Source organism: Stenotrophomonas sp. GbtcB23 (assembly GCF_019091045.1).
Classification (GTDB): domain Bacteria; phylum Pseudomonadota; class Gammaproteobacteria; order Xanthomonadales; family Xanthomonadaceae; genus Stenotrophomonas; species Stenotrophomonas rhizophila_A.
In genome coordinates this window covers 47,111-65,434 of the sequence record NZ_JAGXKC010000014.1, presented here as the reverse complement: position 1 = coordinate 65,434, position 18,324 = coordinate 47,111, and the positions used below count along the sequence as shown (strand labels likewise).

Here is an 18,324-nt window from a genome sequence, read left to right as displayed (position 1 = left end):
GATGACGGTACTGAGCACCCAGCTGCAACCGGGCAGCGAGAGCTTCGAGGCCAACCGCACTGCGTTGCAGGCGGTGGTCGACGACCTGCGCGCCACCCTGGCGCAGACCGCGCTGGGCGGCACGGAAGCGGCGCGGCAGAAACACACCGCGCGCGGCAAGCTGCTGGTGCGCGACCGCATCGATGCCCTGCTCGACCCGGGCAGCGCGTTCCTGGAAATCGCACCGCTGGCCGCGCACGGCATGTACGGCGACCCGATTCCCAGTGCCGGCGTGGTGGCCGGCATTGGTCGGGTGTCCGGGGTGGAATGCGTGATCGTGGCCAACGATGCCACGGTCAAGGGCGGCACCTATTACCCGATGACGGTGAAGAAGCACCTGCGCGCGCAGGAGGTGGCCGAACAGAACCGGCTGCCGTGCATCTACCTGGTGGATTCCGGTGGCGCGTTCCTGCCGCTGCAGGACGAGGTGTTCCCGGACCGCGACCACTTCGGCCGGATCTTCTACAACCAGGCCAACCTGTCGGCGCAGGGCATTCCGCAGATCGCCTGCGTGATGGGCTCGTGCACCGCCGGCGGCGCGTACGTGCCGGCGATGAGCGATGAAACGGTGATCGTGCGCGAGCAGGGCACCATCTTCCTGGGCGGCCCGCCGCTGGTGAAGGCCGCCACCGGTGAAGTGGTCACTGCCGAAGAACTGGGAGGTGCCGATGTGCATACGCGCATTTCCGGGGTAGCCGACCACATGGCCGACAACGACCTGCAGGCGCTGGCCCGGGTGCGCGCGATCATCGCCCAGCTCAACTGGCGCAAGCCCGAGCCGGCGCTGGCGGTGCAGGCGCCGGTGGAACCGCGCTACCCGGCGCAGGAACTGTACGGGGTGATCCCGGCCGACACGCGCAAGCCTTACGACGTGCGCGAGGTGATCATGCGCCTGGTGGACGATTCGCGCTTCGACGAATTCAAGCCGCGCTACGGCAACACGCTGGTGACCGGCTTCGCGCACCTGCACGGCTACCCGGTGGGGATCATCGCCAACAACGGCATCCTGTTCTCCGAATCGGCACTCAAGGGCGCGCACTTCATCGAGCTGTGCACCCAGCGCGGCATTCCGCTGGTGTTCCTGCAGAACATCACCGGCTTCATGGTCGGGCGCAAGTACGAACACGGCGGCATCGCCAAGGACGGGGCCAAGCTGGTGATGGCGGTGGCCTGCGCCAAGGTGCCCAAGTTCACGGTGGTGATCGGCGGTTCGTTCGGCGCCGGCAACTACGGCATGTGCGGCCGCGCCTATTCGCCCAACTTCCTGTGGATGTGGCCGAACGCGCGCATCGGGGTGATGGGCGGCGAGCAGGCGGCCAGCGTGCTGGCCACGGTGAAGCGCGATGGCATTGAAGCCAAGGGCGGGCAGTGGTCGGCGCAGGACGAAGACACCTTCAAGAGCCCGATCCGCGACCAGTTCGAGCAGCAGGGCCACCCCTACTACGCCAGCGCGCGGTTGTGGGATGACGGCGTGATCGACCCGGCCGACACCCGCCGCGTACTGGGCCTGGCCCTGTCGGCCAGCCTCAACGCCCCGGCCCGCAAGACCGATTTCGGCGTGTTCCGGATGTGATCCGGCCCCCTGGCATGCGCAACGAGACTTCCATGTTCACCAAGATCCTGATCGCCAACCGTGGCGAAATCGCCTGCCGCGTCATCGCCACCTGCCAACGCCTGGGCATTGCCACGGTGGCGGTGTACTCCGACGCCGACCGCGACGCACGCCATGTGCGGCTGGCCGACGAGGCCGTGGGCATCGGCCCGGCACCGGCGCGCGAAAGCTACCTGCGCGCCGACGCCATCCTGGATGCGGCACGCCGCACCGGCGCGCAGGCGATCCACCCCGGTTACGGCTTCCTGTCGGAAAACGCGGACTTCGCCCAGGCCTGCACCGAAGCGGGCATCGTGTTCATCGGCCCGTCTGCGACGGCGATCCGCGCGATGGGCGACAAGAGCGCCGCCAAGGCCCTGATGGCGCAGGCCGGCGTGCCGCTGACCCCGGGCTACCACGGCGACGCGCAGGAACCGGCGTTCCTGCGCGAACAGGCCGATGGCATCGGCTACCCGGTGCTGATCAAGGCCAGCGCCGGCGGCGGTGGCAAGGGCATGCGCAAGGTGGACGACAGCGCGGCCTTCACCGAGGCGCTGGCCAGCTGCCAACGCGAGGCGCAGTCCGCCTTCGGCAACGCGCACGTGCTGGTGGAAAAGTACGTGGAGCGCCCGCGCCATATCGAGATCCAGGTGTTCGGCGACAGCCACGGCAACGTGGTGTACCTGTTCGAGCGCGACTGCTCGGTGCAGCGCCGGCACCAGAAGGTGCTGGAAGAAGCACCTGCGCCGGGCATGACGCCCGAGCGCCGCGCCGCCATGGGCAAGGCTGCGGTGGATGCCGCGCGCGCGGTGAACTACGTGGGCGCGGGCACGGTGGAGTTCATCGCCGGGCCCGACGGCGATTTCTATTTCATGGAAATGAACACCCGCCTGCAGGTGGAGCACCCGGTGACCGAGTGCATCACCGGGACCGACCTGGTGGAGTGGCAGCTGCGCGTGGCCAGCGGCGCCCCGCTGCCGCTGCAGCAGGAACAGCTGCAGATCAACGGCCATGCGCTGGAAGCGCGGCTGTACGCCGAAGATGCAGACAAGGGCTTCCTGCCTTCCACCGGCACACTGCGCCACCTGCGCCTGCCGTCCGGCAGCGCGCACGTGCGCGTGGATGCGGGTGTGGAACAGGGCGATGCGATCACCCCGTTCTACGACCCGATGATCGCCAAGTTGATCGTGTGGGATGTGGACCGCGATGCCGCCCTGCGCCGCATGCAGCAGGCGCTGGCCGAGTGCGAAGTGGTGGGCGTGACCACCAACGCCGCGTTCCTGCGCCGGCTGGTGATGACCGATTCGTTCGCCAACGCGAGGCTGGATACCGCGTTGATCGAACGCGAGCAGGCCGCACTGGCGCCACATCAGGGCGATACCGACCCTTCCCTGTGGGCGCTGGCAGCCGTAGCTGCGATGGCGACAGACGCAGCGGCCCCGGTGGATGCGCGCGACCCGCACTCGCCGTGGCAGGCGCGCGATGGCTGGCGGCTGGGACAGCGTGCGGCGCGGCGGCTGACCCTGGAGCATCGTGGCCACCAGCAGGTGGTGGCCGTTGAAGGCCATGGCGAGGCGTGGTCGATCGAGGTGGGCGGCACCACGGTATCGGCGCAGGGCCGGATGGTGGGCGAGCGGCTGGCGCTGCAGGTGGGAGAGCGCCTGCACCGCGCCCGCGTGGTACGCGATGGCAGCGAGCTGTACCTGTTCGGCAACGACGGCGTGCAGCGCTTCACCCTGCATGACCCGGTCAGCGAAGCCGACCACGCGGTAGCGGACGCCGGCAGCCTGGTCGCACCGATGCCGGGCCGCATCGTGGCCACGCTGCTGGCACCGGGCACCCCGGTGGTGCGCGGCACCCCGCTGCTGGTGCTGGAAGCGATGAAGATGGAGCACACCCTGCAGGCCCCGGCCGATGGCACGGTGCAGGGGTATCGGGTCAAGGCGGGTGACCAGGTGGCCGATGGCGCGGTGCTGGTGGATTTCGAAGCCACGTAATCGCGTTGCCGGAACGAAGAGCGGATACGCATCGACGTAGTGACACCCCATGGGTGTCATCGCGGTGCCCGACAACGACGCACACTCACCGCCGCAACGTAGCGTCCGACACCGTGTCATGCACGTTCAACGCCTGCATCAACTGGGTGTTGGCAACCTCCGCGATCGCCCTGCCCCGGTTCTCGAACAGCCATTCGTTCTGCTTCTGGAACTGCTCACCATCGCCCAGCAGGCGGTATGCCTCACGCAGCGCCACATGCGCCTGCACCGGTTCGCTGCCATCCATCATCGGCTGCAGCAGCGCCACGGCCTGCTGGGGTGCACCCCGGCCGATTTCCTGCATGGCAAGCACCATGGTGCGCCACTTTCCGATCACCGGGTTCTTCTGCTGCACCACCTGCGCGTCGTACTCGGCCAGCAGCCGGTTGGCCAGTACGTGGTCGCCCTGGCGCTGGGCCAGATAGGTCAGCGACAGCAGGCGCAGGATGCGGTCGGGCGTGCTCGGATCGGTGGTCGCGGCCAGCAGCGGGCGCAGCTCGGTAGCGATATCGGCCAGCGCCTTGGCTTCGCGCTGCTCGCACGCGGTATCCACCACGGCCCGCATGAGCGCGGCATGCACGTGGAAATCGGCCGACTCCGGTGTTGCTTCCGATGACAGCGCCGTGCGCATGCCCGTGCAGTCATCCTGGTCAGCCGCCAGCAGCAGCCGCACCCGCACGTTCATCAGCGCCTGCAGTTCGTCGCGCGGCTTGCCCAGTTGGGTCAGCACCGCCTGTGCGTCCCCGTACCGGCGCATGGCAATCAGCACGTCGGCGCGTGGATCGCTGGCCGCCCGCCCGGTCAACGTTTCGGACCATCTGAAACTGCGCAGCGCATCATCAAAGCGGTTGGTACCCAGCTGTATCCACCCCAGCTGCGCGATGGTGTAGGCACGCATCGGGTTCTGCGGTACTGCGGCGCCGACGGCGTAGCGCTCTGCCTCATCGTAGCGGTTGTCGGTCAGGAGGTACCAGGAGGTGTTGGCCAGGCCGGCAAAGGAATCGGGATAGACATCGGCCAACACGCGCCAGTCGTCCAGCGGCCACGCGTCCGCGCTCAGCTCGTTGCGCCAGGCCTTGAGGTAGAGCCGTTCGCGGTGCGGCAGGCGCTGGCTCACCGCCAGCGCGCGGGCCAGGTGCGGCTGCGCTTCGGCACGCTGGTCCAGACGCACCAGAAGCCTGGCCAGGCCGATATGGGCCAGGCGAAATCCGGGTCGGCATCAATGGCCGCCTCATACAGCTTGGCCGATTCGGAAAAGCGCCGACGGCCGAGGGCGCTTTCTGCGAGCGCGAACGACTTCAGCGCCTGCAGGTTGGCAGTGGAGGCCTGCGGCAGCGGCACCGACTGCTGCACTGACGCCACCGATTCACCGAGCCCGGCACGCAGCTGGCCCACCACGTCGTCCACCGCCGCCATCACCTCGGACGAGGTGCCGGCCTTCGCGCGGTAGCTGCGCACCACGGCGCGCCGGTTCGGATCGATCAGGTCCACGCTCACCAGGTAGTGCCCACGGGACTGGCGGATGGCCGGCGCCACCACCATTCGGGCGCCCTCGCGCGCCGCCACGTCGCTGGCCAGCTCACGGTCCAGGGCGCGACCGGAGGGTATCCGCTGCAGGTCACGCGATTCGGTCACCCTGCTGTTGGACAGCACGTTGACGTAACGCGACTGCTCCAGGCTCATCAACACCGCGCGCTGGAGCGAGTCGTCGAACAATGCCTTGCCGCTCGCGTTGTCCACGTCGGCCAGCACCACCCAGTCGCGTTCGGCAAACGCGATGGCCGGCTCTGGTCGCAACAGCATCCAGGCGCCTGCGCCGACCATCGCCAGCGCCACCAGGGCGACCAGCGCCGCCGGTCGGCGCCAGCGTGGGGATCGGGGAGCCGGCTTCACGGCCCGGTTTTCCAGGTATGCCCGGCGGGATCCATCTCCGGCGTCTGCATCTGCTCCGAGCGCCAGCCAAAGCCGCACACGGCCAACGGGCCTTCCCGCATCGGATCGAGGCCCAGTACCTGCTCCACCTCTTCTTCGTTGATGGCGGCGGTGACGAACGCGCCCAGCCCGTAGGCCGTGGCCTGCGTATAGAAGGCCTGTGAGATGTGGCCGGCGTCGAGGGTCACCGCGCGATAGGCCTTGGCGTGGTTGCGGTACTTCCAGAAGTTGCGTTCAAAGCGGCAGACCAGGATCACCAGCGCATGCGCATCGGCGAACCAGCTCTGGCCAGCCAGCAGCCGCTGGGCAAAGGCCGGCAACGCCGGGGGTTGTACGGGCAAGCGGGCAAGCTCGTGCGCGACGGCATGGTAGTGATGGAGACCAGGCTCCAGGCCTTCCACATTCTGGACCAGCACATACGCTTCAATCGGGTGCAGGCCACCGGCGGACGCCACGTTCTTCTTCAGGAAGCGCACGCCAGGCTCCGGTTCCACATGGGCGCTGGCCAGCAGGACCTCTCCCAGCATGCCTGCTAGCAGCGCCAGGGGCAGCGGCCGGGACGTGTCGAAATTCCTGCACGTGGTGCGGCGCAGGAGCAGCCCGTCCAGGAACCGGTCGCCCAACGGCGGCAGCGCGACCGCGCCGGGCAGGCGCGGCGGCGCCTCCGCGGGAGGATTGCCCAGCTTGCGTACCATGTCCTGCGCCGTGACCATCTGGCTGCGCTCCATCTCCTCCACGCTGTCCACGCCGGTCCAGCGCGACAGCCGGTGGAACAGCGCCGCCACCGACCACCAGTGGGATGCCCTGAGCGTGGTGTCGGCGTCCGCATGCACCGCGTGGTCGGCCGAATCACTCACCAGCACCCCTTCCGCCAGCAGCCGCATGACGCGGGCACGCGCCTCGGCCGAGGTCGGCAAGGGCTGCCAGGTTTCGGCACTGCAGGCCAGCAACAAGGCGGCCTCGTCCGGTGTGATCGGAACGGGTCCGTCCAGGTGGGGTGCCATGGCCACGACGCCCTGCTCGTAGTGCAACCCGGTTCCCCCGGCCAGCAGGTCCTGCAGGCGGAACCCGGGGGTTTCCCGAGGCTCGAGGAACAGGGTCTGGCAGCGGCGATACTGCATGGCGAAGGTCTATGATCAACCGGGGCGAGCCGCACTATAGCCGGCCGGTCCGATGGCTTGCACCCAACTTCCGGCAGGCTCAATCCAGCGTCGCGGCTGCCGATAACCTCCTGTCACCCCTCCAACACCGGGCCTTTCAAATGACTTCGACGAACACCCCTCTGCCGGAAGATACCGTCCAGCGTCTGATGGACCTCCTGATCAATGACGATGCGTTCCGCGCGGCTTTCTCCGCCAATCCTTCGAAGGCGCTGGCAACCCTCGGCGTGGATGAGGAAGCCACCAGGGACTGCTGCGATCCGCTCACCACGCTCGCGACGAAAGAAGAGTTCAAGGCGCTGCGCGAAAAGCTGGTCAAGCACCTTCAGGTCAACTCGCCGTTCCGCGTTGTGTTCTGCTTCGAGGCGGGTCGTGCGTCGTCGCAGCTGGGCGACGATGCCTGATGCGGGTCAGAGGGCAGCGACACGTTGCGTGTCGCTGCTCTGCAGGCGTCTTGCATCATCCAGGTTCAGGGACTGCAGGACGTAACTGCTGATTTCTTCGGCGTAGGCGCGACCGCGCTGCTGGTCCAGCCAGTCACGCTGCTTCTTCTGGCCGGCCTTGTCGCCGAGGGCCTCATAGGCGTCATGCAGCACGACGTGCACCTGGTAAAGCTCATCGCCGTGGACAAACGGCTCGAGTGACTTCACCGCGCTTTCCGGCCGACCATCCTCTACGTCCAGCACCCCCTGCACGAGCGCCCAAAGCTGGCTTGCCCGGGGCTCGTCATCTTTCTGCACCAGCCCTTTCAGCACGCCGGATCGAGCCCGGACGGCTCCCGAATGACCGGCGCGGACCGCGTGGTAGGCCGTGGCCAGAATGAACAGCACGCTTTCCCTTCGCGAGGCTGCGTCCTGCTGCTCGGCCTTCTTCAGCCACAGATCCAGGATTGCCGCATACGATTCCTTGGGCGTCGGGTTCCCGGTCAACCTGCGCTGGTGAAGCGCGATGACATCCAGCACGCGGCAGACTTCCACGACTTCGCTGCACTGGGACTGGGCGCGTTCGATCAGCTCGTTTGCTTCCACGAACCGGCCTTGGTCAACGAGCGCGCTGGAGCGTTCGATCTGCTCGCCGGGGCCGCGCAGCGGACGGCGCGCGAAGATTTCCTCGGAGGCTGGATAGTCCTTTGCCGCCGCCAGGCTCAGCGCCCACCACACGTCGCTGGCGCCGCGGTCCATTGCAGCCGTTTCCTTGAACATGCGCTGCGCCTCGCCCACATCGGCAACGGCCAGGTGGATGCGCCCGACGAAGTTCTGCGCGAGGCCTTTCTGCGGATTCTGGGCGAGCAGGAGTGGCCGCGCTGCCGCGAGCGCGGCATCGTACTTGCCCATCACGTACAGGGCACTGGAGTAATTCATGTGCCCGGCGTAATCGTCGGGGTACAGCTCCGTCAACATCCGCCACTGCTCGGCCACTGCGGGCATGGCGGCACCGGCGAACTGCGACCCCCACGCCTGCAGATACAGCCGCTCGCGCGGCGTAAGGCGGTCTTGAAGCCCGTTGGCCGTGTTGAACAGGCTGCGCGCCTCTTCGAGGTGGCCCTGCCCGTAACGGATGCGCATCATGCCTACATAGGCGAACGCGAAGCCGGGATCGACAGTGGCGGCCTGTTTGAAGAACATCAGCGCACTGTCGAAATCCTGCGTCGACATCGCAGCCAGCCCCTTGGCGTAAGCATGCAGCGCATCGATGCTGGGTGTCGCGACCTTGGGCAACGGTGCCGAGTCGCGCGAGATGTCTTCCATCGCCTCGCCAAGATCATCGCGCAGCGCGGCAACGACCTGGTCGGCAGAGGTCAACACCGATTCCAGCCCGCGCCCGTCGGCAGAGTGGGAGTAGACGGTGTTGCCATTGGCGGGATCGATGACCTCAACGGTCACGCGCAGCTTGCCGTTGATTTCCAGCACCGACGGCATGATCACCGCCCGCGCTCCATCGCGCATCGCCACCTCGATCGCGGTCTGCCGGTCCAGCAGCGACCCGTCCGGTTTGCGCATCAGGGCCAGCGTTTCACGGACCTTGATATCGCTGAGCACGTTGACGTGGCGCGACTGCCCCAGGCTGATCCTGAAGGCCTGGTCCAGGCTGTCATCGAGCAGGCGCTCGTCCGTCAGGTTGCGCACCTCTCCCACCACGACCCAGTCGCGTTCGGCAAACGCGATGGCCGGGGCCGGCCGAAGCAGCAGCCAACCGCCCACCACCACCGTGGCCAACACCAGTGCCTCGGCCGCCAGCGCGGCAGGTTGACGCCAGAGCGGAATATCACGGCGCGCCTTGGTTGATCCACGCGGCATGCGCAGCGGCGCCGCCCCGATCTCCCCCACCTCGTAGACTTCCTGGGTGGCGGGGATGCCTTTGAAGCGCCAGCGCCCATGCGACTTCCAGACCAGCCGCTCGGCGCGCTCGCCCAGGGTGGATGTGGCGCGATGGGTGAGTGACTCGGCGACGGCCGACAGCAGGATCTGCCCCGGCCTTGCCAGCATCATCAACCGAGCCGCCATCGGCTTGGCCAGGCCCTCGACTTCGACCGACTTGGCGCCGGCCTTCACCGCTTCGGCGCTGTTTTCCCAGGTAAGGACTTCACCCACGTGCAGGCCGGCGCGGGCGCGCAGCTCGAGCTTCTGCGCCTGGCCCAGCGCCTTCAGTTCCCGCTGGTAGTCCAGCGCGAAACCCAGGCCATCAATGGCGCGTTCGAACAACAGGAACAGGCCATCGGAACGGTCGATCTGCTGGCCATTCCATTGCTGTTGCAGCGTCAGCACCAGCCGGTCGTGCTGCTGGAACAGCTCGGCTGCGGCGCTGTCGCCGATGCGTTCCACCAGGATCAGCGAATCGCACAGATCGGTGAACAGCAGTGCGCGCAGCTGTGGGGCCTGGGTAGACGTTCCGTTGTCACCGTTCATTCGGATTCCCCGTCAGGGAGTGGCGATCGCATCATGCGACCAATACGAGCGGTTGCCGCCTTGGCGCTTGGCTTCGTAGAGCGCATTGTCGGCGCGGGCGTACCACCCGCTCCAGTCACCATCGGCCTCCAGCAGGCTCATCCCGATGCTGACCGGGCAGACATGCGGATGGCCGCCGGCCCGGCTCATCAGGCCATGCACCGCGCCGAGGATGAACTCGGCGGCATGCTGCACGGCTTCTGCGTTGGCGTCGCGCAACAGCAGGCAGAACTCATCCCCGCCCAACCGGCAGGCACGATCCTGTTCGGTGGCTACCGAGCGAAGGATGTTGGCCACGCTCTGCAGCACACGGTCGCCGGCCTGGTGGCCGTACTCATCGTTGACCTGCTTGAAGTGGTCGCAGTCGATCAGCAGCAGGCCCTGCGGCGCGCCGTTGTCATGGTTGCGACATTCCTGCAGGTACAACGCCAGGCCGCGGCGGTTGTGCAGGCCGGTCAACTCGTCGGTACGCACCAGCTCGCGGGTGTGGGTGAGCTGGTGGGTGGTGACGTAGAGGTTGTCCAGCGCGGTTTCGAGGTCGTGGTTGCGCCGGCGCAGCTGGCGGATCAGCACCTGTTCGTTGCTCACCACGCGCATGATCGTGCGGCGCAGGAAGTAGGCCACCAGGCCCGGGTCGCGGTCGACCAGACGCTGGAAATCGGTGTGGTCCAGTTCCAGCACCAGCGAATCGGTGGTGGCGCGCGCGTCGGCGCTGCGCGGGTGGTCGCCGATGAGCAGGCCCAGTTCGCCGAAGAATTCATGCTGGCCCAGCGTCTTGACCACCAGGTCTTCGCCGAAATCCAGCTCGATGGCACCGGTGACGATGACATACATGGTGCTGCCGGCCTGGTTGCGCAGGAACAGGTGCTCGCCGGCGCGCAGCGCGCGGTGCTGGCCGAATTCGGCAAACAGGGCGAATTCGCCGGCGCTCAGGACCGCGTGCACGATCTCAGCCATCGCGGTCTGCGCGATGTCTGACGCTCGTTCGCACACATTCGTCGCAAGCTTGCCGGTCATTCCCGTACACCCGCTTCCCAGCGTTCCCCGGTGAGCGAATGAGGATAGCACCCCTTAAAAGTGTGCGCCTCATCCCATTTCCATGCCCCGGCGCCCGGATTTCTCCGGCGCTCCGGCCCAGTCTTCCCCAACGCAGCGACCGGTTTGAACCGGCCATCCCCTACCGCATGGAGTCTTTTGCGGACCGTAGCATCTGGCGGGGGCATATAAAAGAAGGGCCACCCCTACAGGGGCGGCCTTCTTCGGGATGGGTTCCCGGGGATCCGGCCAACGGCCGGGGTTACCCGGGTGGCGCGGCCACCCGGCGGCGGCCGCAGCCGCCGATTCCGGGCGTCAGGCCGCCCGGAATTGTTCCTCTTCGGTCGAGCCGGCCAGGGCGGTGGTGGAGGACTGGCCCTGCTGGATGGCCTGGGTGACGGCGTCGAAGTAGCCGGTGCCGACCTCGCGCTGGTGCTTGACCGCGGTGAAGCCCCGGTCGGCGGCGGCGAATTCGGCTTCCTGCAGTTCCACGAAGGCGCTCATCTGGCGGCGGGCGTAGCCGTGGGCCAGGTTGAACATGGAGTAGTTCAGGGCGTGGAAGCCGGCCAGGGTGATGAACTGGAACTTGTACCCGTAGCTGGCGATCTCCTTCTGGAACGTCGCAATGGTGGCGTCGTCCAGGTTCTTCTTCCAGTTGAAGCTGGGCGAGCAGTTGTAGGCCAGCAGCTTGCCCGGGTACTTCGCATGGATGGCTTCGGCGAATCTGCGCGCGAACTCCAGGTCCGGCTTGCCGGTTTCGCACCAGATCAGGTCGGCGTAAGGGGCGTAGGCCAGGCCGCGGCTGATGGCCTGGTCCAGGCCGTTGCGGGTCTTGTAGAAGCCTTCCACGGTGCGCTCGCCGGTGGCGAAGGGCTGGTCGTTGGCGTCGATGTCGCTGGTCAGCAGGTCGGCGGCTTCGGCGTCGGTGCGGGCCACCAGCAGGGTGGGCACGCCCAGCACGTCGGCGGCCAGGCGCGCGGCATTCAACTTCTCGATGGCCTCGCGGGTGGGCACCAGCACCTTGCCGCCCATGTGCCCGCACTTCTTCACCGAGGCCAGCTGGTCTTCGAAGTGCACGCCGGCCGCGCCGGCTTCAATCATCGCCTTCATCAGCTCGAAGGCGTTGAGCACGCCGCCGAAGCCGGCTTCGGCATCGGCCACGATGGGCTGCAGGAAGTCGATGTCGTCCTTGCCTTCGGCGTGGTGCAGCTGGTCGGCGCGCAGCAGGGTGTTGTTGATGCGCTTGACCACGGCCGGCACCGAATCGGCCGGGTACAGCGACTGGTCGGGGTACATCTGGCCGGCCAGGTTGGCGTCGGCGGCGACCTGCCAGCCGGACAGGTAGATGGCGTTGAGGCCGGCCTTGACCTGCTGCATGGCCTGGTTGCCGGTCAGCGCGCCAAGCGCGTTGACGAAGTCCTTTTCATGCAGGTACCTCCACAGCTTCTCCGCGCCCAGCCGGGCCAGCGAATGCTCCACGTGCACGGTTCCGCGCAGGCGCACCACGTCGGCGGCGCTGTAGTTGCGCTGGATGCCGGCCCAGCGCGGGTCGGTGTTCCATTCGTGCTGGATCTGTTCGGCGGTCGGCAGCTTGGTCATGGCAATTCTCCAGGGGATGAACATCGAAAGCGGTAGCGCCGGGCCCTGCCCGGCTGAGCGGGTCAATCGATCCGGTCGTAGGCCGGCAAGGTCAGGAAATCGGTCAGTTCATTGCGGCGGCTCAGCTCACCGAGCAGGGCGATGGCCTCGTCGATGCGCGCCCCGCCCGGCAGCGCGCTGCGCTCGCCCAGGCGCGCCGGCAGTGCGGCCAGGGTGGCGTCGAGCAGGGCCAGGTCGATGGCGGTGCCGTCGTCCAGGTGCTGGCCGGGCACGTGCAGCCACTGCCACAGCTGGCTTCGGCTGATCTCGGCGGTGGCCGCGTCTTCCATCAGGTGGTGGATGGGAACGCAGCCGTTGCCGTCCAGCCAGGCGGCCAGGTAGCGCACGCACACTTCCACGTTGCCCTCGAACCCGGCGCGGGTGATGGTGCCGGTGGGCGCGGCGATCAGCTCGTCGCGGCCCACCCGCACGTCGCGGCGCAGCACCGCGTGCTGGTTGGGGCCGGGCATGTGCGCGTCGAAGATGGCCTGCGCCACCGGAATCAGCGCCGGGTGCGCCACCCAGGTGCCGTCGTGGCCGGCGGTGACTTCGCGCAGCTTGTCAGCGCGCACCCGCGCCATGGCCTGTTCGTTGGCGGCGGCATCGTGATTGATCGGGATCTGCGCGGCCATGCCGCCCATCGCGTGGGCGCCACGGCGGTGGCAGGTCTGGATCAGCAGTTCCGAATAGGCCTTCAGGAACGGCTGGGTCATGGTCACCTGGCCGCGTTCGGGCAGCACCTTGTCGGCGTGCTTACGGAAGGTCTTGATGTAGGAAAAGATGTAATCCCAGCGGCCGCAGTTCAGGCCAACGATGCGGTCGCGCAGCGCGTGCAGGATCTCGTCCATTTCGAACACCGCGGGCAGCGTTTCGATCAGCACGGTGACCTTGATCTGGCCATGCGGCAGGCCGAGCATGCCTTCGATGTGCGACAGCGCGGTTTCCCACAGCGCGGCCTCTTCCATCGACTGCAGCTTGGGCAGGTAGAAGTAAGGGCCGCGCTGGCGGCACATGAGGGTGCGGGCGTTGTGGAAGGCGAACACCGCCGCGTCGAACAGGCCGCCGGCCAGCGGCTGGCCATCGATGCGCACGTGCTTTTCATCCAGGTGCCAGCCGCGCGGGCGCACGATCAGCACGGCCTGTTCCTCGAGCGGGCGCAGCGCGTAGTGCTTGCCGGGCTTGCCGTCCGCGCCGGGCGCGGTGTGGGTGAGGTCGCCGCGCACCGCGCCGATCAGCGCCTGCTGGCCAGCCAGCAGGTTGCGCCAGGCCGGGGCGGTGGAATCCTCGAAATCGGCCATGAACGCCTTGGCGCCGGAGTTCAGCGCGTTGATGACCATCTTCGGGTCGGTCGGGCCGGTGATCTCGACGCGGCGGTCCTGCAGGGCGTCGGGGATCGGCGCCACGCGCCAGTCCTCGCTGCGGATGGCGGCGGTGTCGGTGCGGAAATCCGGCAGGCCGCCGCCGTCGAAGAAGGCCTGGCGCTCACGGCGGGCCTGCAGGCGGCGCTGGCGTTCGGGTTCAACCGCGCGGTGCAGCGACACCAGCAGCGCCAGTACCCCCGCCGGCAGCAGGGCCGACTGGCCGGCAAGCTGGGTGGTCAGAGCGATGCCCGGGGTGGCCGGGGCATCGGCCGGGGTGGGCTGGGCGGTGGCGAAGGCGGCGACAGCGGACATGTCCAACTCCTGCGTTGCGGGTGATGCCACCGTGCGCCGGAGTGTGGTATTTGACAAAACAGTTATCGCAATGCTTTACATAAGCTGCGCTTATATTCGTTACACCATGCCCACACCCAAGCCGCCAAGTCCCCGTTTTTCCTACAAGTCTGACCGGCTCAAGCCGCTGCGGGCGTTCTGCCAGACGGTGCGATTGGGCTCAGTCTCACGTGCGGCTGAGGCGCTGTTCGTCAGCCAGCCGGCGATCAGCCAGCAGTTGCAGGCGCTGGAACGCGAGTTGGGGGTGGGCCTGTTCGAGCGCAGCGGGAGGCGCCTGGTGCCCAGCCGCGAGGGCCAGCTGCTGTTTGAAATGGCCCAGCCGTTGGTGGAAAGCCTGGACGGGCTGGAGGCCAGCTTTCGCGACAAGGTCAAAGGGCTGGATGCGGGCGAGCTCAACATTGCCGCCAACAGCTCCACCATCCTGTACCTGCTGCCGCGCATCGTGGAGCGCTTCCGCCAGCGCCACCCGGACGTGCGCCTGACCCTGCACAACGCGATCAGCGCCGATGGCACCGACCTGCTGCGCAGCGATGCGGCCGACCTGGCGGTGGGCTCGATGACCGATGTGCCGGCCGACCTGAGCTATGCGCCGGCCTACCGCTTCGAGCAGGTGCTGATCGCCCCGCCCGACCACCCGCTGGCCACCGCGCCGGAGCTGACCCTGCAGGCGATCTCGGCCTACCCGCTGGTGCTGCCACCCAAGCGGCAGATCACCTACCGGCTGGTGGACCAGGTGTTCCAGCGCCAGCGCGTCCCGTACACGGTGGCGCTGGAGGTGGGCGGCTGGGAGGTGATCAAGCAGTACGTGGCGATGGGGATGGGCATTTCCATCGTGCCGGCGCTGTGCCTCAACGATGCCGACCGCGGCCGGCTGGTGACGCGCTCGATGAGCGCGTGGTTCCCCGAGCGCAGCTATGGGGTGATCGTGCGCCGGGGCCGCTTCCTGTCGCCGCAGGCACGGGCCTTCATCGAGCTGATCCAGCCGGACCTGTTCAGTCCGCGCAGCTATGATGAAAGCGGTCATTCCGAACGCTGATGCGCTGCCATGTCGATTGAACTGCGCCACCTGCGCTACTTCCTGGCGGTGGCCGATACCCTGCATTTCGGGCGTGCGGCTGAGCGGCTCGGCATGTCGCAGCCGCCGCTCAGCCAGCAGATCCGGCAGCTGGAAACGCTGCTGGGCGCGCGCCTGTTCCTGCGCAGCAACCGCCGGGTGGAACTGACCGAGGCCGGGCGCGTGCTGCAGGCGCAGGCCACCGACGCATTGGCACGGGTGGACCAGGCCATCGAACTCACCCAGCGCGCGCAGCGCGGTGAAACCGGCGAGCTGCGCATCGGGTTGACCCGCGCCACGCCGTTGTCCACGCAGATTCCGCGGGCGATCTTCGCCTACCGCCAGCAGTTCCCGCAGGTGCAGTTGAAGCTGCGCGAAATGAACACGTTGCAGCAGATCGATGCGCTTGTAGCCAATGAGCTGGATGTGGGGTTGATCCGCAAGCGCGCGTTGCCCACGCCGCTGATGTCACGCAAGTTGTTCAGCGATCCGCTGGCGCTGGTGGTGCATGACCAGCATCCGCTGATCCGCGACCTGCCGGCCGGTTCGCCGGTGGCGCTGCGCCAGTTCGCGCATGAGCCGTTCGTGGGCTTCCTGCGCGAGGTGGGCGCCGGCATCCACGATCACTTCATTGCGCTGTGCCGCAGTGCCGGCTTCACGCCGCGCATCATCCAGGAAGCTGGCGAGGCGTCCACGCTGATCAGCCTGGCCGCGTCCGGGTTGGGGGTGACGGTGCTGCCTGCTTCATGCAGCCACATCCACGTGGAAGGCGCGCGCTTCGTGCCGCTGAGTGATCGCGCGGCGAGTTCGGAGGTGCATGTGGCCTACCGGCGCGGTGCCCCATCGCCATTGATCACCCACTTCACCCGGCTGCTGCAGGGCGGCTTCAGCGGCTGAGTGCGAGCCCGGCCGGCAGCGGCTGCGCGCGGCGACCCAGCCGCCAGGCGATGGTGGCGCCGATCGCGGTGAGCACGGCGGTGAAGGCGCACACGCCCCACCAGTCCCAGCGGGTGTAGAACACGCCGCCGGCAGCACCGGCCAGGCTGGAACCGAGGTAATAGGCGAACAGGTACAGCGCCGAGGCTTCGGCGCGCATCACGCCCGCGCGGCTGCCGACCCAGCTGCTGGCCACCGAATGGCCGCCGAAGAAGCCGAACGTCACCAGCGCGATGCCCAGTGCCATGCAGCCCAGCCACGGCAGGGACAGCAGCACGATGCCGAGTGCGATCAGGCCGTAGCAGATGCCGAGCACGCGGCCCCGGCCATGCCGGTTGGCCTGCTGGCCCATCCACGCCGAACTGAAGGTGCCGACCAGATACACGCTGAAGATCAGGCCGACCACGGTCTGGCTGAGCCGGTACGGCGGCGCCAGCAGGTGGTAGCCGAGGTAGTTGTAGAGGGTGACGAACACGCCCATCAGCACGAACGCGGTGGCGAACAGCGAGGGCAGGCCGGGATCGGCGAACAGCTGGCGCCAGCGCGCGGGCAGTTCGCGCAGGCCGCCGCGACGGCTCTGGAAGTGGCGCGACGGCGGCAGCTGCACCCACAGCAGCACGGTGCTGAGCACGGCGATCAGCGAGACCACGCCGATGCCCCAGCGCCAGCCCCAATGGTCGGCCACGATGCCGGCGATCAGGCGCCCGCTCATGCCGCCCACTGCATTGCCGCCGATGTACAAACCCATCGCCAGGCCGAGCGCGCGGCTGTCCATTTCTTCGACCAGGTAGGTCATCGCCACCGCCGGCACGCCGCTGAGTGCGATGCCGAGCAGGGTGCGCAGGATCAGCAGCGTGGTCCAGTCGTCGACCATGGCGCTGGCGGCCGAGAGCACGGTGGAGGCCAGCAGCGCGGTGATCATCACGCCACGGCGGCCGACCCGGTCGGAGATCAACCCGGCCACCAGCATCGAAACGGCCAGCAGGCCGGTGCTGAGCGACAGGGCGAGCGCGCTGTTGGCGGCAGAGACGCCGAAGTGGCGGCTGAACTCCGGCAGCAGCGGCTGCACGGTGTAGAGCAGGCCGAAGGTGGAGAAGCCGGCCAGGAACAGCGCCGCCGCCGTGCGCCGGAACGCGGGGGTGCCCTGCTCGATGTGCTGCGAGGGCGCGGGCGAAGGGGGGGTGGGGCTGCGCTCGGGCAGCGCTGCGGTGTCGCCGTTCATTGCGTCTGGGCCCGTGGGGGCGGGCCGGTGCGTAAGGATCAGCGCTCAGGATAGGCAGCCGGTACAGGTCGATCCATAACCTGACGGGTCTGGATTGAGACGTTGTACGTATCGATCAAGGTTTTGCGAGGGCCGGCCAACGGCCGGCGCTACCAGTGGATCACGGTTTTGGGCACCCGACCCCGATCACGGTTTTAGGCGCCGACCCGATCGGGGTTGTGGGCGCCCGACCCCGGTAGCGCCGGCCGTTGGCCGGCCCCGTGATCTCACAGCGCCTGCCAGGTAAAACCCTCTCCGCGGCGGTAATACACGCGCGCCGCCTTTCCATACAGGGCCTTGGCGTCGACCAGGCCGAAGTAGCGGCCATCGGCGCTGTTGCCACGGTGGTCGCCCAGCATCAGCACCTTGCCGGCGGGTACGGCCAGCCCGGTGATGTCCGGGCCGCCGCCCTGGCCCAGGTCGAGCTGGGCCAGGGTGCGGCCGAAGTCTTCCACGTCATCTGTTCCCACCTGGCCGAGCGGGTGGCCGTTGATGCTGAGGTGGCCGTCATGCAGGTCCACGCGGTCGCCGCCCACGGCGGCGATGCGCTTGATCAGGCGGGTGCCGTCCTGCGGGGAATCGAACACCGCCACCTCGCCGCGCTGTGGCACACCGGTGTGCAGCAGTTCCACCGAGGTGAACGGCAGGCGTAGGCCGTAGGCACGCATGTCCACCACCACCCGGTCGCCGGGCATCAGGGTGTGCTGCATGGAGCCGCTGGGCACCTGGTAGTGGTTGGCCAGGCTGTCGCGCGCGGCGGCGAGCAGGCCGAGCATGACCAGCAGCGGCAGGGCTTCCTTCTTCAGCCAGTGGAGCAGGCCGTTGGAGCGGGGTTCGGCGGCGGCGGCGGTCATGGTGGCGATCCTTGCGGGCTTGAGTCCTGTCTGACCGTTGCGGCGTTCCGGAGTTCCCTGCGTGACGACCAACGGTCGTCACCTACCGCCAGGACCGGTAGGGCACGCAAGGAGCGGCGCAGCCGCGAGTA

General features: G+C 67.9%; 14 protein-coding genes. 5 read left to right on the top strand and 9 right to left on the bottom strand.

The window, feature by feature from the left end:
• The first annotated feature begins 1 nt into the window (after position 1).
• Both KVS69_RS08115 and KVS69_RS08110 read left to right on the top strand, forming a co-directional pair.
• Entirely contained in the window at positions 2 to 1,612 is a 1,611-nt protein-coding gene (locus KVS69_RS08115) for a carboxyl transferase domain-containing protein (RefSeq protein ID WP_217537699.1), read from the top strand.
• Positions 1,613 to 1,644: 32 nt separating this feature from the next.
• Positions 1,645 to 3,627 carry an acetyl/propionyl/methylcrotonyl-CoA carboxylase subunit alpha gene (locus KVS69_RS08110; protein ID WP_217537698.1) on the top strand — a complete coding sequence of 661 codons (1,983 nt, stop codon included), beginning with the start codon at positions 1,645 to 1,647 and terminating at the stop codon, positions 3,625 to 3,627.
• Between the two features lie 85 nt (positions 3,628 to 3,712).
• Here KVS69_RS08110 and KVS69_RS08105 read toward each other — a convergent pair whose 3' ends face one another.
• The 3 genes from KVS69_RS08105 to KVS69_RS08095 are packed head-to-tail and all read right to left on the bottom strand — an operon-like array spanning position 3,713 to position 6,719.
• Entirely contained in the window at positions 3,713 to 4,837 is a 1,125-nt protein-coding gene (locus KVS69_RS08105) for a hypothetical protein (RefSeq protein ID WP_217537697.1), read from the bottom strand.
• Positions 4,780 to 5,559 carry a hypothetical protein gene (locus KVS69_RS08100; protein ID WP_217537696.1) on the bottom strand — a complete coding sequence of 260 codons (780 nt, stop codon included), beginning with the start codon at positions 5,557 to 5,559 and terminating at the stop codon, positions 4,780 to 4,782. Before KVS69_RS08100 ends, KVS69_RS08105 begins: the two co-directional genes overlap by 58 nt.
• The gene (locus KVS69_RS08095; RefSeq protein WP_217537695.1) at positions 5,556 to 6,719 is read right to left on the bottom strand and encodes a putative peptide maturation dehydrogenase; all 1,164 of its coding nucleotides are present in this window, start codon (positions 6,717 to 6,719) and stop codon (positions 5,556 to 5,558) included. The genes KVS69_RS08100 and KVS69_RS08095 overlap by 4 nt, the downstream gene beginning before the upstream one ends.
• Before the next feature lie 140 nt (positions 6,720 to 6,859).
• Between KVS69_RS08095 and KVS69_RS08090 the strand changes: the two genes are divergently transcribed.
• Positions 6,860 to 7,162, top strand: coding sequence for an NHLP-related RiPP peptide (locus KVS69_RS08090; protein WP_217537694.1), 303 nt, complete (start codon positions 6,860 to 6,862; stop codon positions 7,160 to 7,162).
• A 6-nt stretch (positions 7,163 to 7,168) separates the two neighbouring features.
• On the opposite strand, the gene KVS69_RS08085 is transcribed toward KVS69_RS08090, so the two are convergent.
• The 4 genes from KVS69_RS08085 to aceB all read right to left on the bottom strand — a co-directional run bounded on the left by KVS69_RS08085 (position 7,169) and on the right by aceB (position 14,049).
• Entirely contained in the window at positions 7,169 to 9,664 is a 2,496-nt protein-coding gene (locus tag KVS69_RS08085; RefSeq protein WP_217537693.1) for a putative peptide modification system cyclase, read from the bottom strand.
• Positions 9,665 to 9,676: 12 nt separating this feature from the next.
• Positions 9,677 to 10,720, bottom strand: coding sequence for a GGDEF domain-containing protein (locus KVS69_RS08080; RefSeq protein ID WP_068848380.1), 1,044 nt, complete (start codon positions 10,718 to 10,720; stop codon positions 9,677 to 9,679).
• Positions 10,721 to 11,053: 333 nt separating this feature from the next.
• Positions 11,054 to 12,337: an isocitrate lyase gene (aceA, locus tag KVS69_RS08075; RefSeq protein ID WP_217537692.1), complete on the bottom strand. Its 1,284-nt coding sequence runs from the start codon at positions 12,335 to 12,337 to the stop codon at positions 11,054 to 11,056.
• A gap of 62 nt (positions 12,338 to 12,399) precedes the next feature.
• On the bottom strand, positions 12,400 to 14,049 hold the full coding sequence (aceB, locus tag KVS69_RS08070) for a malate synthase A (RefSeq protein ID WP_217537691.1): 1,650 nt from the start codon (positions 14,047 to 14,049) through the stop codon (positions 12,400 to 12,402).
• A gap of 106 nt (positions 14,050 to 14,155) precedes the next feature.
• On the opposite strand from aceB, the gene KVS69_RS08065 reads away from it, so the two are divergent.
• Positions 14,156 to 15,124, top strand: coding sequence for a LysR substrate-binding domain-containing protein (locus KVS69_RS08065; protein ID WP_068848374.1), 969 nt, complete (start codon positions 14,156 to 14,158; stop codon positions 15,122 to 15,124).
• A gap of 9 nt (positions 15,125 to 15,133) precedes the next feature.
• Complete coding sequence (locus KVS69_RS08060; RefSeq protein ID WP_068848370.1) at positions 15,134 to 16,039, top strand: LysR substrate-binding domain-containing protein; 906 nt, start codon at positions 15,134 to 15,136, stop codon at positions 16,037 to 16,039.
• On the opposite strand, the gene KVS69_RS08055 is transcribed toward KVS69_RS08060, so the two are convergent.
• Complete coding sequence (locus tag KVS69_RS08055) at positions 16,029 to 17,300, bottom strand: MFS transporter (protein WP_217537690.1); 1,272 nt, start codon at positions 17,298 to 17,300, stop codon at positions 16,029 to 16,031. The genes KVS69_RS08060 and KVS69_RS08055 overlap by 11 nt on opposite strands.
• Before the next feature lie 266 nt (positions 17,301 to 17,566).
• A complete protein-coding gene (lepB, locus tag KVS69_RS08050) occupies positions 17,567 to 18,193 on the bottom strand; it encodes a signal peptidase I (protein WP_217537689.1) in 627 nt (208 codons plus the stop codon).
• Positions 18,194 to 18,324: the final 131 nt, after the last annotated feature.